This is a genomic window from uncultured Tateyamaria sp. (assembly GCF_947503705.1).
Taxonomy (GTDB): domain Bacteria; phylum Pseudomonadota; class Alphaproteobacteria; order Rhodobacterales; family Rhodobacteraceae; genus Tateyamaria.
Genome location: NZ_CANNES010000003.1, coordinates 1 through 22,265, shown reverse-complemented (window position 1 = coordinate 22,265; position 22,265 = coordinate 1). Strand labels below are relative to the sequence as shown.

Here is a 22,265-nt window from a genome sequence, read left to right as displayed (position 1 = left end):
GACTTACTGCCAGGTGTAGTACCCGGCTTCGTCCATCACGGCACGGGTGCGTTCGGCGACACCATCAAGCGCTTCCTGGATGTCCAGCCCTTCGGTCAGAACCTTGGACATTGTGGTGCCGATGTCGGCGTTGATCTTGCCCCAGACGGGGATGATCGGGCGCCAGTCGGGATCGGCATATTTCAATGCTTCACCAAAGGTGGCCGAGAAGGGGTATTTCTCGTTCAGGCCCGCATCCTGATAGGTCGAGAAGCGCGACGGGTTACCGCCATTCATCGCCACCATCAGGTCACCCTCTTTCGAGGTCAGCCACTGCATCAAAAGGAACGCCGCCTCTTTGTTCTCGGCGTTCTTGGGGATGCCGATACCGAAACCACCCGTTTGGCTGCCGCGACGCACGCCCATGGGGTGCATGGCATAGCCAACCTTGCCCACAACGCTCGACCGCTCGGGATTCTCGAAGCCGGGCATAAAGGCGATACTATCGAGGAACATCGCCGCGTCGCCGTTGGAAAACGCGTTGGCCGCCTCGGAAGGACCAAAGGACAGCGAGCCTTCGGGGCCACAGTCCACGATGGTTTTCAGCGCATTGGCCGCCTCAACGCCAGCGGCGTTGTTGATGATCGGGTTCCATGCGTCGTCAAAGACGCGACCGCCCAAGGGTGCAAGGTGCAGCAGGAACGCGTGGCTGGCCTGGTGGCCAGAGGCCGCGCGCGAGGCCATCCCGCCCATACCGGGCTCAAGCTCTGGAATGGCGCAGGCCGCATCCAGCAGTTGCTCATATGTCTCAGGCTCGGCAATACCATGCTTTTCAAAGATGTCCTTGCGGTAGGCCAAAACCGACGTCTCGGAGCCAAAGGGAATACCAAAAAGCGAACCCGTGGGACCAGGCAGATACCCCTTGGTGCCGCCCGCAACGCCGATGTTCTGGACATAGCCGTCGATCAGGTCATCCGCATCATAGCTGGGGTCGGCCAGTTTGGGGTTCATGAAGAACTTGGCCAGGTTTTCCAATTGATCGGCATAGACATAGTCCGCCTTGGAAAACACGACGTAGGAGATCAGGTCATATTCACCCTCATCCTGTGCCAGCTCCAGTGTCTGCCGCTCGCGCATTTTGAGGTAGGGCAGTTGGTCCACCTCAACCTCGATGCCGGTCTGTTTGGTGAACTCGGGCAGCGCCTTGATCGCCGCGTTATAGTGCGGATGTGCCGGAAAGTTCACGATCAGTGTGGTGCCTTCGTATTCCGCATAAGGGTTCGCCAAAAGCGCGGTTGCCGAAACGGCTAGCCCCGCAATCGCGCCCGTCAGGCCATATTTCATAAATGTCATTACAGTTTCCTCCCTGTTGTCGTGTCGTTCAAAGCCGCAGACCGGTCGACCGGTCAAACAGCATGATTTCGTCGGTGTTCACCCCAAAGCTTTGGGTGACGCCGGATTTGAATGGGGCTGTACTTTGGGTTTCGACCAGCAATTCGGTCTTGCCCAGTTTGGTAACCAGAACCGATTGCGCGCCCAGATACTCCGCCACAATCACCCGCAGCTCGACCGTGGCGCCGCTGGTGTCTGTGGTGAAAGACGAGGGGCGGATGCCCACCGTCACATTGCGGTCAGTAGCCGTATCCAGACGGGTGCGCGTCGTAGCGTCCAGCGGCAGGTCAAAGCCCGCACCCTGCACGTGCATCTCACCGCCGATATCGACCAGAGCACCCTCCATGAAATTCATCGAAGGGCTGCCTATGAACCCGGCTACAAACAGGTTGCGGGGTTCCTTGAAGAGTTCCTCGGGTGTGCCCTGCTGTTGCACAACGCCTTCGTTCATCACCACAATCCGGTCGCCCAGCGTCATCGCCTCGACCTGGTCATGGGTCACGTAGACCATGTTCTTTTCGATACTGTCGCGCATCTCGGCCAGTTCGGTGCGCATCTTGCCGCGCAGTTTGGCATCAAGGTTCGACAGGGGTTCATCAAACAGGAACGTGCCCGCATCGCGGACGAGGGCGCGGCCCATCGCAACGCGTTGGCGTTGACCCCCCGACAGTTCCGCAGGCTTGCGGGCGAGCAGATGGCCGATGTTCAGCATGTCGGCGACGCGCTGGACCTTTGCATCAATCTCGGCCTTGGGGGTCTTGGCCAGCCTTAGGGCAAAGGACATGTTGCGAGCGATGTTCATATGTGGATAAAGCGCGTAGTCCTGAAACACCATTGCGATGTCGCGCTCTTTGGGTTCGAGCGCGCTAATGGGTTTGCCGTCGAAATAGATCTCTCCGCCCGACAGGGTTTCGAGGCCCGCGAGAATGCGCAAGGTCGTGGATTTGCCGCAACCGGACGGGCCCACCAGCACGGTGAATTCCCCGTCATGCAGCGTAAGATCAAGCGGCGGCAGCACCCGAACCGAGCCATAACTCTTTTCGACACCGTCAAAGACGATTTCTGGCACAGAAGTCCTCCCCAGAACTTGGCGTTCGCGACGCGATTGCACGCATTCGTGTCCAGAAAGCTTTGCATGCGAAACGTGATCGACAAAGGCCGCTTGCGCCAATTCAACGTTAACGTTAACGTATGCAAACCAGCAAACGCATGAAAATAAACATGCTTTTTCGACCATTGGGGCCATTCTCATGCGCAAACGCCAATCCGACTCTGGCCCCGTCCTGAAGGATATCGCAGTGGCCGCAGGCGTCAGTATCATGACAGCTTCGCGCGCATTGCGCGGCGTCGAAGGCGTGTCAGAGGCCAAGAGGCACGAGATTCTGCGCATCGCCCGCCGCCTCAAATATACCCCCAACAGCAGTGCGCGGTCGCTGGTCACCATGAACTCTGACCTGTTGGGGATCTCCGTGCCCAACCTGTTCAACGACGTTTTTGCCGAGATGTTGGCCGGCATGCGCCGTACCTTTGACATGGCGGGCTTTTCCAGCGTCGTGGACACGACGGAATACAGCCTCGAAGTCGAACTTGCCTGGGCCGAGCGGCTGTTGTCCTGGCGCCCTGCCGGTTTCATTCTGACCGGGACAAAACACCACCCCAAGCTAAGCCAGACCCTGCGCCGTTCTGAAATCCCGACACTTCAGATGTGGGATGTAACCGACGATCCCATTGACGTGTGCGTCGGAATCGATCACGTGGCTGCCGGCCGTCTGGTCGCAGAGCGGTGCATCGCGCTCGGGTACCGTCGCCCCGGCTTTGTCGGCGTGAGCGAGGGGCGCGACCCCCGGGCCGAGGGAAGAATGGCAGGCTTTCAAGCAGCCTTTGCCGAGGTGTCGGACGCGGCCCCCCTTTGTCTGACCCGCTCCGGCGACCCCAACAGCTTTGTTGCCGGGCGCGATGGCACGGCTGAGATGCTGGCCTGCCACCAGCCCGATGTGCTGTTCTACGTGACGGATCACCAGGCCTTTGGCGGTCTGTCGGCCTGTGTGGCAGCGGGGCTTTCGGTGCCAGATGATATCGGGGTGATCGGTTTCAACGCGCTTGACCTGACCACCGTTCTGCCCACGCCCCTGACCACGGTACGCACCCCGCGCAAACTGATCGGAACAACGGGTGCCCGCCACCTTCTTGCCCGGATCAACCGGATTGACGTGCCCCGCCTGGTGACCTTGCCCGTTGAGTTTGTGCCGGGGGCCACGATCCGCGCGCAATAGGCTCGTTTGGGCGATCGACAATCGGTCCCGGCGCGTTCTACGCCTTTCAAATTCGGCATCTGGGGCGAAAACCAAGGGCGGAACACCGACCTGCAAATGGCACATCGGGCGCAAATCCAACCCGCTGGGGTGTTTTTCCCGTTTTTTGCAAAAATAATTTTCTTAGCCTGATGGCGCTAACAGCGAACAAAAATTTCCCCTGTGCCCACCTTGTGCGTTGGGATATTGCGCACCCCCTCATCTACTTTTTGCAATCGGATTCAGCACATTAGAGTTTTTCACGCTGCTTTTTCGGGCACCCGGAAAATCGTCATTACCGTTGCCGGTCAATGATGTATCGCCGCGTTGGGCCATACACGCATAAAGGGCACCCCTTTTGTTCCTCTTGCCAGTGCTATCCCGCATCCTACGATTTGATTGGGTTACGTGTCGGTAACTGTATGAATGTATGCGTCAATGACGCGAGATGATGCAGAAACCTGGCACCAGAACCCAAACAAAACGAACGGCTGGGCGTGACTTTTGGCGCTCAACGCACGAATTCCTTGGGAGGAAACATGACAGACACACTCAACCGCAGAAAGTTTCTGCGCGGTTCCGCCGTTGTCGGCGCGGCCGCCCTGGCCACGCCTGCAATTGCAGACGGCCACGGCACAACCCTCAAGATGCAAGCGGCCTGGGGCGGCGGTATCTTTCTGGAGAACGCACAATCCTTTGCTGCACGCGTCAACGAGATGTCGGGCGGTTCGCTGACCATCGAAGTGCTTTCGGTCGACGCGGTTGTGAAAACCAGCCAGATGCAAGACGCGGTTCACCGCGGCGTTCTGGACGCCGCTCACTATGTGCCTGCTTACTGGTACGGCAAATCCAAGGCGGCTTCGCTCTTTGGCACTGGCCCCTGCTTTGGCTGGTCGAGCCAGGAAGTGCTGGGTTGGGTCCACGCGGGCGGCGGTCAGGAGCTTTTTGACGAGCTAATGAGCGAACTGCGCCTGAACGTCGTGTCCTTCTTCAACTCGCCCATGCCTGCGCAGCCTCTGGGCTGGTTCCAGGAACAGATCACGGATGCAAGCCAGATGGACGGCCTGAAGTACCGGACTGTTGGTCTGGCTGCTGACGTTCTGCTGGAAATGGGCATGTCGGTTGTGCAGCTGCCCGGTGGCGAAATTCAGCCCGCGATGAAATCGGGCCTGATCGACGCGGCCGAGTTCAACAACCCAACCTCTGACCGCGACTTTGGTATGCAGGACGTGTCCAAGCATTACCACTTGGCCTCCTATCACCAGAGCCAGGAATTCTTTGAGGTCACGATCAACAAGGACAAGTTCAACGCTCTGTCGGACGAACACAAGGCAATCATCAAGAACGCGTCCATGGCCGAAAACTCCGGCTTTTACTGGGGCAACACCAAGCGCTATTCCGACGACCTGCTGAAACTGCAGGAATCGGATGGCGTGAATGTGTACCGCACGCCTGACAGCGTGATGGCGGCCCAACTTGAAGCCTGGGACAAGGTCACCGCGCGCATCGCCGAGGATGACCCCTTCTTTGCCAAGGTGATGGAATCGCAAAAGGCCTATGCCAAAGACGTGATGAACTATCTGAACCTGAACCAGCCTGACTATAAGCTGGCATACAACCACTACTTCGGTTGATAGTGGCAAGGTAAGACATCAGCCCGGGCGCACGCTGCGCCCGGGCACCTGCGCCAAAAAGGGAAAGCACTCAGACATCCCGGCGCCATCAGGGGGGACACTGGTCACATGAAATTCGTTCACGCCATCGAAGGACTCAGCCTTTGGGTCGGACGCGCCTTTGGGTGGTGCATCCTGATCCTGACGCTGTCAGTGTCCTACGAGGTTTTTGTCCGCTATGTGCTGAACGCGCCAACTGTCTGGGCCTTTGACATGATGGTTCAGATGTATGGCGCATTGTTCCTGATGTGCGGCGCCTATGCGCTGGCCCAGGACACCCATGTGCGCGCCGACGTGCTTTATCGCCTGTTTCCCGTCCGGGCGCAGGCGGCCCTGGATTTCCTGCTGTATTTCCTGTTTTTCTTTCCCGGCATCGCCGCAATGGTCTGGTTTGGCTATGAAATCGCCTCCGACAGCTGGCGCTGGAAAGAGGTCAGCTTTAACAGCCCCGCCAGCATTCAGGTCTATTTCTTCAAGTCGCTGATCCCCATCGCGGGATCGCTATTGATGATCCAGGGGCTGGCCGAACTGGTGCGCTGCGTCATGGCGTTTCGCACCGGCGTCTGGCCCGAACGGCTCGCTGACGTGAAAGAGACCGAAGACCTGTTGAGCGAAGCGGATCTGAGCGAAATCCGGTCCATCCACCCCGGTAATTCCTGACGCCCAGCCAGCAGCAAGAAAGAATACAAGATGACAAATCCCGAAGTCGCCCTGCTGATGCTTGGGCTGTTCATTGTCCTGGTTTTGCTGGGCTTTCCCATTGCCTTTACCTTGCTCGCGATGGGTGTGGCCTTTGGCTATTACGCCTATCACCAGGGCGGCCCGATCGACAGTTTCAGCGACATCCTGAACAACAACATCTTCTACCTGCTGAACCAGAACACCTATTCGGTGATGGAGAACCCGACGCTGGTCGCCATCCCGCTGTTCCTCTTTATGGGCTACGTGGTTGAGCGGGCCAATATCGTCGACAAGCTGTTCTTTTCGCTCTATCAGGCTGCGCGCAATCTGCCCGGCTCGCTGGCCATTGCGGCCCTGTTGACCTGTGCCGTTTTTTCGACCGCCTCGGGCATCGTGGGCGCGGTTGTGACGCTGATGGGCCTCTTGGCCTTTCCGGCGATGGCCAATGCAAACTACAATAAAAGCTTTGCCTCGGGCGTGATATGTGCCGGCGGCACGCTGGGCATTCTGATCCCGCCCTCAATCATGCTGATCGTCTATTCCGCCATTGCGGACCTGTCGCCCCTGCGCCTCTATGCGGCGGCGGTGTTCCCCGGCATTCTGCTGGCGGGCCTCTATATCGTTTATGTGATCGTGCGCGTCTGGTTCAATCCGGCGTTGGCCCCAAAACCGCAGATGGACGACGTCCCACCCCCACGCCAGATCTACTGGAACCTGCTGGTCAGCTTTGTGCCCCTCACGGTGCTGATCGCGCTGGTGCTCGGCTCCATCCTGGGCGGGCTGGCAACCCCGGCCGAGGCGGCGGCCATGGGTGCGCTTGGTGGTATGATCCTGGCGGTGCTCTACCGCTCGATGACCTGGACCAAGCTCAAGGAAAGCGTGTTTCTGACGGCCAAGGCCACGGCCATGGTATGCTGGCTCTTTGTCGGGTCATGGACGTTTGCATCGGTGTTCTCCTACCTCGGCGGTCACGACCTGATCAGCGACTGGGTCATCGGGATGAACCTGACCACGATTCAGTTCCTTATCATGGCACAGCTCATAATCTTTGTGCTGGGATGGCCGCTGGAATGGTCAGAGATCCTGATCATCTTTGTGCCGATCTTCCTGCCTTTGCTCGAACCTTTCGGCGTGAACCCCTACTTTTTTGCGATGCTGGTGGCGCTGAACTTGCAAACCTCGTTCCTGACCCCGCCCATGGCCATGTCGGCCTATTACCTAAAAGGCGTGCTCAAGAAACAGATCGAGCTGATGGAAATCTTCCGGGGGATCATGCCCTATCTTGGTATCGTGATCTTTACCATGTTCCTGATGTACATGTTCCCGGGGATCGCCCTGTGGTTCCCTGACTACCTCTTTGGACCTTACATCCCGTGATCAAAGACGCCTTTAAACTCAGCGCGACCGAGGCTTTGGCCGCCATGGCCTCGGGTCGTTTGACATCTGTTCAACTGGTGCAATCCTGTCTGGACCAGATCAAGGCGACCGATGGTGCGATCAAGGCCTGGGCCTTTCTGGACCCGGACGCGGCCCTTGCGCAGGCCGGCGAATGCGACCGGCTGCGCAAAGCAGGCATGGCGCTCGGGCCGCTCCACGGCATTCCCGTGGGCCTCAAAGACATCATCGACACCGCCAAAATGCCGACCGAGCGGGGCTCGCCCGTCTTTGCCGGCCGCCAAACCAAGGATGTTGCCCGCCTGGTCGAACATCTGCGCGAGGCGGGCGCGGTGATCATGGGCAAAACGGTCACAACCGAACTGGCCTTTGTGCATGCGAACGAGACGCGCAACCCCCACAACCCGGATCACAGCCCCGGTGGGTCGTCCAGCGGGTCGGCCGCTGCGGTGGCCGCGATGCACGTGCCATTGGCGGTGGGGACGCAAACGAACGGGTCAGTGATCCGGCCCGCGTCTTTTTGTGGCACGTTCGGGTTCAAACCGACGCGCGGGGTAATCTCTCGTAAAGGTCTGTTGCAAACCTCCGTGTCGCTCGATCAAGTCGGCTGCTTTGGTCGGACATTGGCCGACGTTGCACTGCTGACCGATGCCATCGGCAGCTATGACCAGCACGACGCCACCAGTTTTGCCCGGCCCCGCCCCGACATGTCGGCAGGGGCCACCGCAGATGCGCCGGTGACCCCCGACCTGGCGTGGTTTGACCTGCCTTTCAACGACCGGCTTTCGGATGCGGCTAAGGATGGGCTGGATGCGGTGCTGGACATCCTGGGCGATCAGGTCACCCGGATGGAGCCTGCCGACACCCTGTCCAATCTGGTGGCGGTCCAGGCGCGGATCCACGAATACGAGATTTGCCAGCATCAGGCAGAGGTGTTTGACCAGCATTGGGACAAGATTAGCGACACGCTGAAACCCGTCGTTGAACGGGGTCGCCAGATCACACGCGCCGAATACGAGGACGCGCTGGCCGTCAAAGCGTCGGCAGAAGCCTTCTTTGCCGACTTCTTTGTCGAGTTTGATGCCATCGTCGCACCCTCGGCGGCGGGCGAGGCACCCAAGTTCGGCAATGGCACCGGAGACCCGATCTTTTGCACGCTCTGGACGCTTGCTGGCCTGCCTTGCGTGACGCTGCCCCTTCTGGTGGGCGATACCGGCCTGCCCATCGGGGTGCAGTTGATTGGCCCCGCTGAAAAAGACGACCGCTTGCTGCGCACCGCGCGCTGGCTACAAACACACCTCGCTTCGGCGACGGAATAACAGGAAGGAAACATAATGGGTTACCTGACCAAAGCCATCATGGGGCTGATCGGAACCGGCCTGCTGATCGGATTTGTCGGTGGGTTATCGCACAGCATCTCCACCGGCTTTGCAGGCTTTTCCGGCGGCGCGCCCTTCATGGTCATCGCGATCATCGTCTGCGGTCTGGCGCTCTATGACTATTTCGACGAGTGCATTCGCAAGAAATGACGAAACCGCGCCTCTGGATCACCCGCCGCCTGTCTGACGCCACGCTGGAACGTGCGGCGCGGGACTATGACGTGGTGATCAACCACGCCGACACGCCCGGCACCGCGGACGAGATCATCGCCGCCAGTGCGGATTTTGACGCGATCATCCCCTGCCATTCCGAACATTTCAGCGCCGAGGTGGTGGCTCAACTGGCCCCCCGCCTGCGCATCGTGGCCAACCATTCCGTTGGCGTCGATCACTGTGACCTGCCTGCCCTCAAGGCGCGTGGCATTGCGGTGACCAACACCCCTGACGTGCTTTCAGACGCCACCGCCGAATTGGCCATGCTGCTGATGCTGGGCGCCGCCCGCCACGCCGTCACAGGCGACCGGATCGTTCGCAGCGGCAAATGGGACAGCTGGTCGCCGGCTTTCATGGTGGGCAAACAGGTGACTGGCGCGCGGCTGGGGATAATTGGCATGGGCCGCGTGGGCCAGGCCTTTGCCGCCAAGGCGCGCGGGTTCGACATGGACGTCCACTATTTCAACCGATCCGAACTGTCGGCCGACAAGGCTCATGGCGCGACCTATCACAGCAGTGTGGAGAGCCTGCTGGGTGTGGCGGATTTCCTGTCGCTGCATTGTCCGGCCACGCCGGAAACACTGAACCTAATGAATGCCGAACGCTTTGCGATGCTGCCCAAAGGGGCCGTGATCGTGAACTCCGCACGCGGCGCTTTGGTGGACGAAGACGCCCTGCTCGGCGCGCTTGAAAGCGATCAGATCGCAGCCGCAGGCCTCGATTGCTTTCAGGTGGAACCGGGCGGAAACCCCGCATTCGCTGCCCATGACAACATCTTTATGTTGCCCCATATCGGCAGTGCAACGCGCAAAACGCGGGATGCGATGGGCTTCCGGGCGCTCGACAATCTCGACGCGTTCTTTGCCGGGGAAACCCCTGGCGACCTGCTTTAGGCCTCAAAAAAGGGCCGGAACGTCCGCTCCGGCCCAATCTCAATCTACTTACAGGTTCTCAGCGCCGTTTCAGCGTCGGCAGCCCGAACATGCCTGAGAACGAGAAACCCTCGCCGCCCTTGCTCTCGCCATGCTTGATGACAAGCGGCAGGATCGCGTTTGCCATCCGTCCATGGCGCGGCACGATGGAGCCTGTGAAGGGCTTGCGTTTGCTCAGAAGCGAAATGGGGAAATTGGCCATGCGCGCGTGACGCGGAAAGGCGAACTTGTCCTTGGGCTTGCGCTTGCTCAGCAGGCTGATCGGGAAGTTGGCCATGCGGGGGCCGCCCGGGATCAACGCATTCGTACCGGCCTCGCCATCAATGAGATGGGGGAAGGGCCAGTTGGCCATGTGGTTGTGCTTGCCAATCAGCGTTCCGGTAAAGGGCTTGCGCCGCGAAATCAGGCCGATCGGGAAATTGGCCATGCGCGCGTGGCGTGGAAAGGCAAACTTGTCCGACGGCTTGCGCCTGGAAATCAGTCCAATCGGGAAATTGGCCATGCGCGCGTGCCGTGGAAAGGCGAATTTGTCGCGCGGCTTGCGGCGACTGATCAGGGGAATGGGGAAATTGGCCATCCGACCGTGGCGCGGAATAGCAAACGCATCCACCGGCTTGCGACGGCTGAGCAGAGGAATGGGCCAATCCGCCATGTAGTTGCCGGCCGACGAATAATCCCGGGCCCTGCTCAGGAACAGGGGATGATCAGGCAAGATGCTGCGCGCTTCGCGCGGCTGGAAAGGAACCGTGACCTCTTCGACCAGGTCGCCCATGTCCACGGCACCCATGTCCGCGGCCACCTCGCGGGTCAGACGCGCCACGCCAAGGGGTTTGTAGGTGGCTTTTGCCACCAAAACGGCACCACCCTCTGACAGACGCTTTTCATAGGCGGCAGCGGTTGCGGGCTCCACGTGCTCTGCCTCAAGTGCCGCCTCCAAACCGTCAGGGCCTGTGAAAATCATCAAATCCTTGCGCGGAAACCCTGCAAACTGGAGCGTCCGCTTGACCGTATACGCCTTGGTTTCGCTTTCAAAATATCGCGTGATGACTTGGGTCATGATACCTCCATCGGGTTTGAATGAGGCTCTGGCGCGTTCATTCTAGGGGTTTCCGCCACGGACGGATCGGGTGTTTTGTTTCGGCCGGTGAGAAACGGCAAAGTCGCAAGCAAGGCCAGCGCCAGAAACACGATCTCGACCGAGAACACAAAATTGTAGGGCGTTTGCGGGGCATTTCCAGTCAGATGGCCAAGCCCAACGATGATATCGCGCACGATGCCTGCAAGGGCCACGCCAATACCTGCCGCGGTAGCCTGCACAGCACCCCAGGCACCCAGAGCCAGGCCGATCTGGTTGGCGGGGGCCGCCCGAATGGTGGCCGTGAGCGTCGCATGCCCAAAAAGGCCCGTGCCCACACCAATGGCAAGGGTGCCAATCAGGAACAGGGCGATGCCAATGGACAGCGAGGACAGGATAATCGCGAGAAAACCGGGCATACCGATGGCCGCTCCGATAATCGCATAGCGTACCGGCGAAGCTCCCTGCCCCAAGACCTTCGAGGCCAGGCCAAAGCCCACCAGCGTGCCAAGGGCGAACAGGGCCGTCAGCTTGGTCGTGCTGGCCACCGACAGGCCCAGCACCTGGCCACCATAGGGTTCAAGCAGGACATCGGCCATGCCATATCCGAAGGTGCCCAAGCCGATGACGATCAACAGGCGCAGCATTCCGGGGCGCTGTACCAGTGACGTCCAGGCCTCTGAAAACTGCATTGGACGGGCCGCTTTCATCGCGCGGGCGCGGTCGCGGCTGCGTGCCTCTTGCTGCCACATGGCAACCATGTTCAGAGTGACGGTGATCACCGCAGCACCTTGAATAACCTGGATCAGGCGGCCCGGCGTATAGTTTTCCAGCAAGGTGCCAAAAACCAGCGCGCTGAACACCATGCCAAGCAGCAGCATGACATACATCAGACCAACAACCTTGGGCTGGTCCTCTTGCTCCACCAGATCCGTGGCCAAGGCCAGGCCAACCGTTTGCACGATGTGCACACCGGCGCCAACCAAGAGAAAGGACAAGGCGGCAGAGCCATAGCCCAGCCAGATCGGTGCATCCTTTGCCTCGCCATAACCAGACAGAACCAGCAGGGCAAAAGGCATGATGGCAAAGCCACCGAATTGATAAAGCGTGCCCTTCCAGATGTAGGGGACACGGCGCAGACCTAGGGCCGAGACATGCACATCCGATTTGAACCCGATCAGCGTGCGAAACGGCGCAAAGAGCAACGGCAACGCCAACATGCCCGCCACAAGGGTCGCAGGCACCGACAGCTCGACAATCATCACGCGGTTGAGAATGCCCACCAATAGGACAAGCGCCATACCGACCGTGATTTGAAACAGGGAAAGCCGCAAAAGGCGCGACAAGGGCACGTCATCGCTCGCCACATCTGCGAATGGCAGGTACTCCGGGCCAAGGCCTGACAGTTTCTGCGTTGCAAATGCGCGGTAGTTGAACATGTCTCACGCCATCTTTGGGCGACACCACGAGATCAAACGCGGCCCGCCTGCGGTGAAGGAGAAAAGGGCCCGCAAACTCGTCCGCGGGCCCGTTTTTCTATTGTGTGATGACCGAGTAGGTCTCGGTTGCGCTGGCATGCACCTCTGACGGCTGCAGGATCGCCTTTACGGGCGTTCCGTCCGACATGATGATGGTCACTTCGCGCGCGCCGTCTGTCGACGGCATCACATAGGATGCCTTGGCCGTCTGTGGGTTGTCCAGCAGCTGCGTCGCGGCCATCTCATCGCCCGATCCCAGCTCTTTGCCGGACAGGAAATCAGACACCCACGAGGTGTTGCTGAGAACGGCCACATGGACCGCGAATGATCCAACAGCCACCGCGCTCAGAAAAAGCGGGACGCCCACGGTTGGCTTAACAACAAGCCACATCTTTGCATTGTTCATGATGTGCCTCCTTTATCCAAGCCACGGGGTCGATGCTGCGACCAGCAGGTGCGCCAAAAGCGCGATCGCGCCAAACACGCGTGTTCCGTCGATGAGATAGCTGTGCACCTCTTCGGCCTCTTCCAGAGTCAAGCCTGTTGGCCAGACCTTTGCCTCGTCGTCCGCCATATTCGGTCCTCCGTTTTGACGTACATGATAGTGTCCAGACTTCATGCCACGTCTGGCCAACACGATAAGCGCACTGTCTCGAAAATGTGTCAGCTTTTACTGACAATCTCAAGTGTAAATATTATCTGACACATTGCTGGAATGGCCACACACCCCGTTCAGGATGCAGTAAAGGGCATAAGGATTTGTGCAATTTCATGCAGCTTTCTGCAGATTCCTAACGCGTTTTCAGGGGGCTAGACCCGGAAACACCGATCTGAACCGACGCGAGAACAGCCGGAAAGCATCGGCATGAACGGCGTTGCGCAAAATGAAAGCAATGCAAGACAGCACGGCTTTCCCTGCATATTGCGTCATAAATGCAAGAATCATAAAGCCAAGCCGGTCTAACGGCCCTGAAACGGCTCCGCGCAACCGCCACAGAATAGAGGCTTGTTTGAAACGGATTTCACCGGCACGCTGCACCTCCGACATTTTATTCAGCGGACACTCCATTGCATCCATTGGCTGAGTTGAATTTCAAGACAAGAACACAGGACCTATCAATGAAATACTCCAAACCTATTCTGGCCGCCGCAACGGCCTTCTTGACGGCAACCACGGGCCAGTTTGCATCCGCTGACGAGATTTGGGACAGCGCCACAGGCCTCATCATCTATGAGGTCGACAGCTTCGGCGATGCTGTGTTCAGCTTTACCTCCTACAACGGAGCCAAGGCCAACCTGATCATCGAAGGGTTTGCCTCTCAGCTTGATGACCGGGGCACAAACCAAGGCTATTGGATCGGCGAGGATGGTCTGGACTGCAAGGCCACGCTTAGCCATCCGGGCGGCTATAGCGGCACCAAATGGGGCCGGGCCGTCGTCGTGTGGGACAAAAAGACATTTCCATCCGCATTTACCATGACAACGGGCGATTGCTTTGGTGAACCACAGGTGTCGCTGGAGGCAGAACCGACAGTGCGCAAACTCAGCGACTGATCCCGTAAAACGACAAAGGGGCCCGCGTTTTGGCAGGCCCCTTCTTGCGTGCCTCGCGGATGCGTTACAGCAAGCCGTCCGGCATCTTCTGTTCAGCCGCCGTGTTGGCGCGCCGGAACACAAAGGTGACCAGCGTCGACGTCATCACGATGAACAGCGAATAGAGTGCTGGCACCGCCATGATGGCCTGCTGCTGCTCGGCCGGGAACGTGAACACCACGATGGCAATCGCGAGCGGCCCGTTCTGGATGCCCGTCTCAAGCGCCACAGTGCGCGCATTGCGCGGGTGCAACTTGAGCGTGGTGGCAAAGAAGTAGCCGATGGTAATCCCCACGACCCCCAGACCGATGGCCGCCACATAGGTCGACCCGCTGGTGGACAGCAGGAACTGCCAGTTCTGCGGCACCCAAGTGACCGCGATGAACACGATGAAAAACGCGCCAAGGATCGAGCCCAGAAACTCCATCACCGCACCCACATTGGGGTTCAACTTGCGCAGAGTCATCCCGATGGCCACGGGGACCAAGAGGACGATCAGAACCGCAATGATATCTTCGCGCGGAATCTCCAGATCAAGAGCGGCCGCATAGACCAGCAGGATCAGCGGGATCAGGATCACGCCGAACACGGTCGAGGTGACCGTCATCAGCACCGACAACGCCAGGTTCCCCTTGGAGAAATAGGTAAAAATGTTCGAGGTCGTGCCGCCCGGCATACAGGCCATGATCAGAATGCCAATGGCAATGGTTTCGGGCACCGCCAGGAACATCGCGAGCAAAAAACCAAGCAAGGGCATGATGCCATATTGGCTGACCACCCCGATGGCCAACCCGTAAGGGCGGCGCAGCGCAAGGTAGAAGTCGCGGGGTGTAAGCGAAGCTCCCATGCCCAGCATGATGATCGCGACCATAACGCCCAAGAGCGTCTGTGTGAACTCATCAACCATGCGCTCTACTCCGCTGCGATCTGCGCAAGCTCTTCGGCGCGCAGATCTTTTCTGAGGATTTTACCGACATTGGATTTCGGCAGCTCATCGCGGAATTCCACGCGTTTGGGCACCTTGTAGCTGGTCAGGTGTTCCTTGCAATACGCGCGCAGCGCTTCTGCCGTCAGGCCCGTATCTGCGGTCACGATAAACGCCTTGACGGCTTCTCCCGTGGCGCCATCCGGCACGCCGATCACGGCCGCCTCGACCACCGCAGGATGGGCGGCCAGCACGTCCTCGATCTCGTTGGGATAGACGTTAAACCCTGACACAACGACCATGTCCTTCTTGCGGTCCACAATACGGACATAGCCGTCCGGCTCCATTACGCCGATATCGCCGGTGAGGAACCAATCGTCGATCATGACCTCGGCGGTCGCATCTGGCTTTTTCCAATAGCCCTTCATGATCTGCGGGCCTCGGGCACCGATCTCTCCTGTTTCACCGATGGGCAGGCGCTTGCCCTCCTCGTCAAAGCAGGCCACGTCCGTGCCCGGCAGCGGAATGCCGATGGTGCCCTCGCGGGTCTTGCCCGGCGGCTCGAATGTCAGCGCAGGCGAGGTTTCGGTCAGGCCATAGCCCTGGATCACTTCAGTTCCGGTGATCTCGCGCCAACGTGCCGCAACAGAGGACTGCAAGGCCATGCCGCCGGCACCTGCAAATTTCATGTGCTTGGGTGGGCTATCGAGGAACCATTGTTCATTGCACAGCCCGTTAAACAACGTGTTCACACCACTCATCCAGGTGATCTTGTAGTTCTCAAAGGCGCGCTTGACGTTGGACAGGGGGCGCGGGTTCGGGATCAGGATGTTGCGGGCCCCCATCCAGTAAAAGGACAGCATGTTCACTGTGAACGCAAAGATGTGATAAAGTGGCAGGGCCGTCAAAACGACCTCTTCGCCCTTGTTCAGATTAGTGGCCAACATACCCATGGCCTGTTCCATGTTCATGATCAGGTTGCCATGGGTCAGCATCGCGCCTTTGGCCACACCTGTAGTACCGCCGGTATATTGCAGCACGGCCACGTCGTCGGCGCCGATGTTCTGGTGGTAGGCGTCAACCTCCACATGATCCTTGCCAATATGGCTGCGCCCGGCGTCAAGGGCGGCAGGCAGACGGATATGTGGAACTTCAACGGATTTGACGGACTTGTCCCAATACTTCTGGACCAGACCCACAATGCCGCGTGGCATGGCAGGCAAGAACTCGGCCACGCGGGTTACGATCACATTCGGGATCGGGTGGCCCTTGGTCGCAGCGGGGATCTTGTCGGCGAACATGTCGATGATGACCAGGGCGTGCGGCTCCGCGTCCTCGAATTGCTTGGCCATCTCGTCCGCAGTATAAAGCGGGTTCACATTGACCAGCGTACAGCCTGCCTTGAACACACCAAATGCGACGACGGGAAAGCTGAGGCAATTGGGCATTTGCACGGCCACACGGTCGCCCGCATTCAGGCCAGCCACCTCGCGCAGGTAAGCAGCAAAGGCGTCCGACATCTCGTCCACCTGGGTGAAGGTCAGCGTGCCATTCATGCCGTTGGGCAAACAACAGGTAAATGCCTTGCCGCCCTTATAGGTCTCGGCGACGGAACGGATCAGTTCTGGCAGATTACGATAAGACGGCGCGTCAAACTGCGCGCGCACCTCGGGTCCGTAGTAAGCCGTCCACGGACGATCAGGATGTGCCATGCGCCTCCCCTTTTTTTGCACAAGTCAGCGGAAATCGTATCTGACAGTTGCGCTGTGGGAAATGCCTGCATGACTTTACGCAGCGTCCGCAGCACCGTGATGCGCCCGGGACGCCACGTCAAACCAGATAACGCCCCATTCAGGTCCGTATGGAAGCTGGGCTCAACACACCTCGCCATTCACATAGGCGCGTGTCGTCTCTTGCCGGGGATGGTTCATGATCTGGTCAGTCGGCCCGAGTTCCATCAACCTGCCCGAGCCGTCTTCGGAGAAGAAAAAAGCACAGTGATCTGAAATTCGGGCCGCCTGAGCCAGGTTATGCGTCACAATCACGATAGAGCGTTCCGTTTTCAGCTCTGAAATCAGCTCTTCGACTGCGGTGGAGGAAATCGGGTCCAGCGCACTGCATGGCTCGTCAAACAGGACCACATCGGGACCCGACAACAGGGCGCGCGCGATGCACAGGCGTTGCTGCTCGCCCCCCGACAGGCTGGTCGCCGTGTCGTTCAAACGATCCTTCAAGGCATCCCACAGGTTCACCGCCCTCAGGTTCTTCTCGATCTTGTCGGGATAACTGGCCTTGTCGCGATCGCCAGCGGCCTTGAGGGCAAATTCCATGTTCATGCGGATCGAAAAGGGGAAAGGATTGGGGCGCTGGAAAATCATCGCGATCCTGCAGCGCAGATCGGCCGGGTTTTCATCCGATGGAAAGACCCGCCGCCCATTCAGGACGATATCGCCCTCGACTGTGGCCGCAGGCAAGGTGTGGTGGATCATCCGGTTCAGTGTGGTCAAAAATGTCGTCTTGCCACAGCCCGAGGGGCCGATGATGGCCATGATCTCATTGGGTTGCACCGACAGGCTCACGTCTCTGAGCAGCTTGCGACCATTCAGGCTGACGGTGATCCCATTGGCTTGCAATGCCGGATCGGGACGCGCCGTCGCCGGTTCAGACATCTGTTCGGTAATGGTGCGTTCAACCAACATGGTACGAAACTCCCTTTAGGTTTTTGCTTTTCTGGAAAAGAAAATGCCAACCGAACTGATGATCAAAAACAGCCCGATCAATAATATGGCCGAAGCAGAGGCCATGCGGTCCCCGCCCGGAATACCCATCGACAGGTCATAAATGTGGATCGACAGGACGCGCCCGGGGTCAAAAATGCTCTCTGGCATCCGGTCGGAATAGCCGCTGGTGAAAAGCAGCGCGGCCGTCTCGGCCAAGGCCCGTCCGGTGCCCAGCAAAACGACCGTGATGATGTCGGTCGCACTTGCGGGGATCAGAATGAAAAAGATGAACCGTGCCTTGCGCGCACCCAAGGCAAACGCCCCGTTGCGGTAGCCCGTGGGCAGCAGGCGAAACACTTCTTCAAAGGCAAAGGCACAGATCGGGATCACCATGATCGCAAGCGTCAGCCCCCCCGTCAGGATCGACGTGCCAAAACCCAGATACTGCGCAAAGAACGTCGCCCCAAAAAGGCCAAAGGCAATCGACGGAACGCTGGCGAGGATCAGCATGCTCAGCCGAAAAATGCGCGACAAAGTCGAGAATGGCGACAAATATTCAGTCACGAAAATCGCAATGGCCAGACTGATCGGCACCGCCACAACGACCGCGATGGACAGCACCCAAAGGGTCGACACGATAATGGGAAACACGCCGCCTGCCCGACCTGACATGCGCGGATCCTCGGTCAGGTATCCCCAATCAACAAAGCCAATGCCCTTCATCACGATATCAAAGACGATCTTGCCATAGGTCAGAAAGACCAATGCAAGCGCCGCCAACAGAATACCGTAGACAATAATATCTGTTCCCGACATCCGTTCGCGGGTGATCCGCGCCCCATAGCCCATCAAACATCCACCTGCGTATTGTCGTTGAAATTGAGCTTGTAGACCAAGAGCGCAAGGCCCGTCGCAATCATGAACAGGATCAGGATGCTCAGAAACAGGGTCGCGGTGTGCAACGGTGCGGCATAGCCGATCTCAAGCGTGACATTGGCCGTCAGCGTGCGAATGGGGTCAAATATGCTGGTGGGAAGGGCGGCCTTGTTGCCCGTCACCATGACCACCACGATGGTTTCGCCCAAGGCCCGGCCCAACCCCAAAAGGGCGGCCGAGAATATCGCGCGTCGCACCACCACGCAGGCCATGGTGAAACAGGTCTGCGCCCGGCTGGCCCCCAGCGCGTAGGCCCCGTTGAGCAATTGGCGCGGCAGTTTGGAAAAGGCCACGTCAATCAGCAACGCGGTGGTGGGGATGATCATCAGTGCGAGGATCAGTACACCGGCCAAAAGCGACACGCCCGGTGCCTTGATCTGGCCCAGAAAGGGAACAACCTCGGTCAGCCCCCAAAAGCCAAAGATTACAGTCGGCATGGCCGCCATCACAAACAGGATGCGGCGATAAATCGAAGCCGCCAGAGGATTGAGGTAGAAATTGCACGCCGCCGCAATGGCGAGGCTCACCGGCGTGGCCAAGACCAGCGCTCCGATCGAGGTCAGCACACTGCCCACCAGCATCGGGGTCATGTTGTACATCTCGACCATGGGATGCCAATCCGGGTCGGTCAGAAAGCGGGCCCAGGAAATCTGGGCCAGGGCCGGGGCCGCGCCCTGCAAAATGACAAAGGCGACGACCAATACGATGATACAGGCAAAACCAAAGGCAATCGCCAGCGCCACGCGCAGCACCCCGTCAAAGGTCACGCCGGACCCGAGGGGCCGATGTGCCCTGCTCAAGGCCGGTGCAGCACTGACCTGCGGGTTGGTCATTGCGTGACCGGCGTATAGGACAGATCGGTGATGATCTCGCTTACGGCGGCTGATTTGCTGAAATCAATCAGATCGGCGACGCCCGCAGACATTTCGCCCATGGTCACAAGGCTCAGCGGACGCGTCGCCTGATAAGACCCGTTGGCCACATTTTCGAGGGTCGCTGGCACATCGCCCAGGGCCAGCAGTTTGATGGGTGTGCCAAACTCGATATCCACGATGGCCGCCCCGATGGACACATAGCCAATGCTCCCCGGTGTCACTGATACGGTTTTGATCATCTGGGCGTTTTCGGCAGCCACGATATCGCCTTCGATCTTGTCCGCAGTCAGGCCAAGGAACGTGTTGAATACCACCGAAGTCGCGCTGCCCTCCCCTTTTGAGATGACGACAACGGCCTGATCCGGCCCGCCCAGTTCGGACCAGTTGTCGACCGTCCCGGTGAAAATCGCACGCAGTTGATCGGGGCTTAGCACATCAAGGGGCACATCCGAATGGGCCAGCGCCGCGATCCCGTCACGGGCGATGGTATGCGCGGTCAACTCGGTCTCGCTCTCCGCCAATGCGCGCGAAATCATCGCCACATTGGACAGGCCCTTGCGCAAATCGTTGATCCCCTTGCTGCTACCACCGGTCTCGACAAAGGTGCGCACATCGCGCCCATCCTCGAACATCTTGGTGATTTCCTGCATCACCGGGGCCACAGTGCTGGACCCGGTCAATCGCAACCGCTCTTCGGCGGACGCCTTGTTCGCAGCATTGAATGTAAAGGCGAGGCAGATTGCAAAAACGGTTGTGAGTGGTCGCAAAGGTCGTGTCATGAGTATTCCTGGCTAAAAAAAGCGGTCAATATGGTCATCCGCGCACCCAAAAACACGCGTCAGACATTCGAAAAAGCGATACCGTCGCAAAACTCAAAACTTCGCCAAACGAAGTCGTCACCAAATCTGCCCGCAAATTCCGCAGACATGCTGCGCCGCAAACCGACGCAGACCCAAAATCCTTGAGAGACTGAACCCGCGCCCCAGCTCATCTGCGTTACCGCAGGTCTTGCAACTTCGCGGGTACAAAGCTCCTTACCCTAACGTAAAGCATAATCCCTCATAAGTTGATTTTACAATACACTTTTGTCGTGAAACCGTTACATTTTCTACGGTTAGACCGCGCCTGATGCCTACTTTGACGTGTTTGATACGAGAACGCTTAGGGAATAGGCTGTTTAAAAACAGCAAGATGCGCGCACCAGCGACGGCTTCGGCCAATACCGCCCAGGCGGCCAAGACCAAAGCCTAGTCAAATCCGCGGCCAAGCCGCCGCCAGGCCAATGCAGCCAAAACCACGACACCACCCGCCGCCACAAAGAACGGCACTGTCAAAGCCGTTTCGCGGCTCCAGATGGCCCCCGCCCCGTTCACGATCACACCAGAGGCCACAAGGCCGAGCGGCATCATCCCCCAGGCAAAAAGCCGGTACACACTGTTGACCCGACCTCGGATATCGTCGGGCACGATCCGCTGACGGTAAGAGATCGAAATCGTATTCCAGACGATCCCGGTCAGGTAGAACACGAACATCGCCGCTGCGACCGTCATCGGACCGGGCGCCAGAGCGATCATCACAAAGGTGGGCGCCGACGCCACCGTCATCCACTGCGCAAGCTTGGCCGAAGACAACCGCCGCAACAACGGCGTGACGACGATGCCGCCCACCACACCGCCCACCGCACCAACCGCCAGGATCAACCCATAGGTCGTGGCCCCGGCGCCAAGGTTTTCTTGCACATGCAGCACCAGCGCGATCAGCGCCATCTCGGCAAAAAAGTTCCAAAAGCCGGTGACCAGGGCCAGCGTCCGCAACATCGGATGCCCGATGACGAACCGAAATCCCTCGCCCCATGCCGACACCCACCCTTGCGACGCATCGGTATCGACGGCGGGCTCTGCCTTGAATTGACCTGTTATCGTCGTGGTCAGCAGGGCTGCCAGCAAAAGCGCCACAGCAATGATCAAAAACGGGGCAGGCAGGAAAAGTGCGATCAGAAAAGCACCCAAAGCCGGGCCCGCCATTTCATTGCCGACCGTCTCGATACTGCCCAAAAACCCGTTCGCACGCTCAAGCTCTTGGCCGGGCACAATCGCGGGCAACATGGATTGTGCTGCATTGTCACGGGCCACCTCGGCACATCCGATCATAACGCCAAGCCCCAGCAAAGTGCCATACAGCGTTGCATTCTGCACACCCATCACAGAGGGCGCGCCAAGCGGCAAGTTCACCAACAGGGCAACACCCGCAGTGCAATAAGCCAGCGCGCGGACCAGGTCGCACAGCATGATCAACCGTCGCCTGTCGACCCGATCAGCGAGGATGCCGGAGGGAAGAGCAAAGAAGATCCACGGCAGGCGCAACGTGGCAGGCAGGATCGCAATCCAGAGCGGATCCCGCGTCAACAAGGACGCCGTCCAGGCCCAGGCCACAACCGCGATCCCGTCGGCAAGGTTGGCCAATCCCACAGCCGCCGCAAAGCGCCGGAAGGCGGGTTTGTGATGTGCCGGGGCGTCTGTCATCCGATGCTCCTTTAGGCACATGATTCGAGACTGTGATACGACTTCAAGTAGGGTTCAGGTCAAGCCGGTTCCTCGTCGTCCCTTACCGGCGCTGCATTGGCCCGTGATCGTTTGTCTGCTTGGCTGGTTTATCCTGCGAGTGATGGGAGCCACAGGACGATTGCGGGGAAGGCGACCAGGAGGGCGATGGTGACGCCGTCGGCGAT

At 59.0% G+C, this 22,265-nt stretch carries 22 protein-coding genes; 8 read left to right on the top strand and 14 right to left on the bottom strand.

Annotation, left to right across the window (positions count from 1 at the left end; genetic code table 11):
- Window positions 1-3: 3 nt before the first annotated feature.
- Window positions 4-1,332, bottom strand: a complete 1,329-nt coding sequence (locus tag Q1A44_RS08665; RefSeq protein ID WP_299622977.1) for an extracellular solute-binding protein — start codon at window positions 1,330-1,332, stop codon at window positions 4-6.
- Window positions 1,333-1,360: 28 nt separating this feature from the next.
- Window positions 1,361-2,440 (bottom strand): sn-glycerol-3-phosphate ABC transporter ATP-binding protein UgpC, encoded by a 1,080-nt coding sequence (ugpC, locus tag Q1A44_RS08660; RefSeq protein ID WP_299622974.1) that lies wholly within the window; start codon window positions 2,438-2,440, stop codon window positions 1,361-1,363.
- A gap of 181 nt (window positions 2,441-2,621) precedes the next feature.
- Between ugpC and Q1A44_RS08655 the strand changes: the two genes are divergently transcribed.
- The 7 genes from Q1A44_RS08655 to Q1A44_RS08625 all read left to right on the top strand — a co-directional run bounded on the left by Q1A44_RS08655 (window position 2,622) and on the right by Q1A44_RS08625 (window position 9,896).
- The gene (locus Q1A44_RS08655) at window positions 2,622-3,644 is read left to right on the top strand and encodes a LacI family DNA-binding transcriptional regulator (RefSeq protein ID WP_299622969.1); all 1,023 of its coding nucleotides are present in this window, start codon (window positions 2,622-2,624) and stop codon (window positions 3,642-3,644) included.
- Between the two features lie 557 nt (window positions 3,645-4,201).
- Window positions 4,202-5,296: a TRAP transporter substrate-binding protein gene (locus Q1A44_RS08650; RefSeq protein ID WP_299622966.1), complete on the top strand. Its 1,095-nt coding sequence runs from the start codon at window positions 4,202-4,204 to the stop codon at window positions 5,294-5,296.
- 108 nt (window positions 5,297-5,404) lie between these two features.
- The gene (locus Q1A44_RS08645; RefSeq protein WP_299622962.1) at window positions 5,405-5,995 is read left to right on the top strand and encodes a TRAP transporter small permease subunit; all 591 of its coding nucleotides are present in this window, start codon (window positions 5,405-5,407) and stop codon (window positions 5,993-5,995) included.
- A 30-nt stretch (window positions 5,996-6,025) separates the two neighbouring features.
- Window positions 6,026-7,393, top strand: coding sequence for a TRAP transporter large permease subunit (locus Q1A44_RS08640; RefSeq protein ID WP_299622958.1), 1,368 nt, complete (start codon window positions 6,026-6,028; stop codon window positions 7,391-7,393).
- Window positions 7,390-8,730 (top strand): amidase, encoded by a 1,341-nt coding sequence (locus Q1A44_RS08635; protein WP_299622954.1) that lies wholly within the window; start codon window positions 7,390-7,392, stop codon window positions 8,728-8,730. Before Q1A44_RS08640 ends, Q1A44_RS08635 begins: the two co-directional genes overlap by 4 nt.
- Window positions 8,731-8,745: 15 nt before the next feature.
- Window positions 8,746-8,940, top strand: coding sequence for a hypothetical protein (locus tag Q1A44_RS08630; RefSeq protein ID WP_299622950.1), 195 nt, complete (start codon window positions 8,746-8,748; stop codon window positions 8,938-8,940).
- Window positions 8,937-9,896 carry a D-glycerate dehydrogenase gene (locus Q1A44_RS08625; RefSeq protein WP_299622946.1) on the top strand — a complete coding sequence of 320 codons (960 nt, stop codon included), beginning with the start codon at window positions 8,937-8,939 and terminating at the stop codon, window positions 9,894-9,896. Before Q1A44_RS08630 ends, Q1A44_RS08625 begins: the two co-directional genes overlap by 4 nt.
- Window positions 9,897-9,954: 58 nt before the next feature.
- Here the strand turns inward: Q1A44_RS08625 and Q1A44_RS08620 are convergent, their stop codons facing one another.
- The 5 genes from Q1A44_RS08620 to Q1A44_RS08600 form a co-directional block, all read right to left on the bottom strand.
- On the bottom strand, window positions 9,955-10,992 hold the full coding sequence (locus tag Q1A44_RS08620) for a PucR family transcriptional regulator (RefSeq protein ID WP_299622943.1): 1,038 nt from the start codon (window positions 10,990-10,992) through the stop codon (window positions 9,955-9,957).
- Window positions 10,989-12,449, bottom strand: a complete 1,461-nt coding sequence (locus Q1A44_RS08615) for a PucC family protein (RefSeq protein WP_299622939.1) — start codon at window positions 12,447-12,449, stop codon at window positions 10,989-10,991. Before Q1A44_RS08615 ends, Q1A44_RS08620 begins: the two co-directional genes overlap by 4 nt.
- A gap of 97 nt (window positions 12,450-12,546) precedes the next feature.
- Entirely contained in the window at window positions 12,547-12,894 is a 348-nt protein-coding gene (locus Q1A44_RS08610) for a light-harvesting protein (RefSeq protein WP_299622936.1), read from the bottom strand.
- Between the two features lie 12 nt (window positions 12,895-12,906).
- The gene (gene pufB, locus Q1A44_RS08605; RefSeq protein WP_299622931.1) at window positions 12,907-13,062 is read right to left on the bottom strand and encodes a light-harvesting antenna LH1, beta subunit; all 156 of its coding nucleotides are present in this window, start codon (window positions 13,060-13,062) and stop codon (window positions 12,907-12,909) included.
- A 228-nt stretch (window positions 13,063-13,290) separates the two neighbouring features.
- Window positions 13,291-13,566: a hypothetical protein gene (locus Q1A44_RS08600; protein ID WP_299622927.1), complete on the bottom strand. Its 276-nt coding sequence runs from the start codon at window positions 13,564-13,566 to the stop codon at window positions 13,291-13,293.
- A gap of 41 nt (window positions 13,567-13,607) precedes the next feature.
- Here Q1A44_RS08600 and Q1A44_RS08595 point away from each other — a divergent pair, with 41 nt between their 5' ends.
- Window positions 13,608-14,042, top strand: coding sequence for a hypothetical protein (locus tag Q1A44_RS08595; protein ID WP_299622923.1), 435 nt, complete (start codon window positions 13,608-13,610; stop codon window positions 14,040-14,042).
- A gap of 64 nt (window positions 14,043-14,106) precedes the next feature.
- Here Q1A44_RS08595 and Q1A44_RS08590 read toward each other — a convergent pair whose 3' ends face one another.
- The 7 genes from Q1A44_RS08590 to Q1A44_RS08560 form a co-directional block, all read right to left on the bottom strand.
- The gene (locus Q1A44_RS08590) at window positions 14,107-14,988 is read right to left on the bottom strand and encodes a bile acid:sodium symporter (protein WP_299622920.1); all 882 of its coding nucleotides are present in this window, start codon (window positions 14,986-14,988) and stop codon (window positions 14,107-14,109) included.
- Window positions 14,989-14,993: 5 nt separating this feature from the next.
- A complete protein-coding gene (locus tag Q1A44_RS08585) occupies window positions 14,994-16,718 on the bottom strand; it encodes an AMP-binding protein (protein ID WP_299622917.1) in 1,725 nt (574 codons plus the stop codon).
- A 162-nt stretch (window positions 16,719-16,880) separates the two neighbouring features.
- Window positions 16,881-17,705, bottom strand: a complete 825-nt coding sequence (locus Q1A44_RS08580; RefSeq protein WP_299622914.1) for a phosphate ABC transporter ATP-binding protein — start codon at window positions 17,703-17,705, stop codon at window positions 16,881-16,883.
- 15 nt (window positions 17,706-17,720) lie between these two features.
- Window positions 17,721-18,575 carry a phosphate ABC transporter permease PstA gene (gene pstA, locus Q1A44_RS08575; RefSeq protein ID WP_299622911.1) on the bottom strand — a complete coding sequence of 285 codons (855 nt, stop codon included), beginning with the start codon at window positions 18,573-18,575 and terminating at the stop codon, window positions 17,721-17,723.
- The gene (locus Q1A44_RS08570; protein ID WP_299622907.1) at window positions 18,575-19,495 is read right to left on the bottom strand and encodes a PstC family ABC transporter permease; all 921 of its coding nucleotides are present in this window, start codon (window positions 19,493-19,495) and stop codon (window positions 18,575-18,577) included. Before Q1A44_RS08570 ends, pstA begins: the two co-directional genes overlap by 1 nt.
- A complete protein-coding gene (locus Q1A44_RS08565) occupies window positions 19,492-20,316 on the bottom strand; it encodes a phosphate ABC transporter substrate-binding protein (RefSeq protein WP_299622904.1) in 825 nt (274 codons plus the stop codon). Before Q1A44_RS08565 ends, Q1A44_RS08570 begins: the two co-directional genes overlap by 4 nt.
- A gap of 468 nt (window positions 20,317-20,784) precedes the next feature.
- A complete protein-coding gene (locus Q1A44_RS08560) occupies window positions 20,785-22,059 on the bottom strand; it encodes an MFS transporter (protein ID WP_299622900.1) in 1,275 nt (424 codons plus the stop codon).
- Between the last annotated feature and the right edge of the window lie 206 nt (window positions 22,060-22,265).

Coding starts and splice junctions, on each gene's coding strand:
- Q1A44_RS08640 (WP_299622958.1), top strand. CDS start 6,026: ATGACAAATCCCGAAGTCGCCCTGCTGATGCTTGGGCTGTTCATTGTC.
- Q1A44_RS08565 (WP_299622904.1), bottom strand. CDS start 20,316: ATGACACGACCTTTGCGACCACTCACAACCGTTTTTGCAATCTGCCTC.
- Q1A44_RS08645 (WP_299622962.1), top strand. CDS start 5,405: ATGAAATTCGTTCACGCCATCGAAGGACTCAGCCTTTGGGTCGGACGC.
- Q1A44_RS08625 (WP_299622946.1), top strand. CDS start 8,937: ATGACGAAACCGCGCCTCTGGATCACCCGCCGCCTGTCTGACGCCACG.
- Q1A44_RS08615 (WP_299622939.1), bottom strand. CDS start 12,449: ATGTTCAACTACCGCGCATTTGCAACGCAGAAACTGTCAGGCCTTGGC.
- Q1A44_RS08570 (WP_299622907.1), bottom strand. CDS start 19,495: ATGACCAACCCGCAGGTCAGTGCTGCACCGGCCTTGAGCAGGGCACAT.
- Q1A44_RS08600 (WP_299622927.1), bottom strand. CDS start 13,566: ATGGATGCAATGGAGTGTCCGCTGAATAAAATGTCGGAGGTGCAGCGT.
- Q1A44_RS08595 (WP_299622923.1), top strand. CDS start 13,608: ATGAAATACTCCAAACCTATTCTGGCCGCCGCAACGGCCTTCTTGACG.
- Q1A44_RS08590 (WP_299622920.1), bottom strand. CDS start 14,988: ATGGTTGATGAGTTCACACAGACGCTCTTGGGCGTTATGGTCGCGATC.
- Q1A44_RS08580 (WP_299622914.1), bottom strand. CDS start 17,705: ATGTTGGTTGAACGCACCATTACCGAACAGATGTCTGAACCGGCGACG.
- pufB (WP_299622931.1), bottom strand. CDS start 13,062: ATGGCGGACGACGAGGCAAAGGTCTGGCCAACAGGCTTGACTCTGGAA.
- Q1A44_RS08630 (WP_299622950.1), top strand. CDS start 8,746: ATGGGTTACCTGACCAAAGCCATCATGGGGCTGATCGGAACCGGCCTG.
- Q1A44_RS08650 (WP_299622966.1), top strand. CDS start 4,202: ATGACAGACACACTCAACCGCAGAAAGTTTCTGCGCGGTTCCGCCGTT.
- Q1A44_RS08665 (WP_299622977.1), bottom strand. CDS start 1,332: ATGACATTTATGAAATATGGCCTGACGGGCGCGATTGCGGGGCTAGCC.
- Q1A44_RS08610 (WP_299622936.1), bottom strand. CDS start 12,894: ATGAACAATGCAAAGATGTGGCTTGTTGTTAAGCCAACCGTGGGCGTC.
- Q1A44_RS08560 (WP_299622900.1), bottom strand. CDS start 22,059: ATGACAGACGCCCCGGCACATCACAAACCCGCCTTCCGGCGCTTTGCG.
- Q1A44_RS08620 (WP_299622943.1), bottom strand. CDS start 10,992: ATGACCCAAGTCATCACGCGATATTTTGAAAGCGAAACCAAGGCGTAT.
- pstA (WP_299622911.1), bottom strand. CDS start 18,575: ATGGGCTATGGGGCGCGGATCACCCGCGAACGGATGTCGGGAACAGAT.
- Q1A44_RS08585 (WP_299622917.1), bottom strand. CDS start 16,718: ATGGCACATCCTGATCGTCCGTGGACGGCTTACTACGGACCCGAGGTG.
- Q1A44_RS08655 (WP_299622969.1), top strand. CDS start 2,622: ATGCGCAAACGCCAATCCGACTCTGGCCCCGTCCTGAAGGATATCGCA.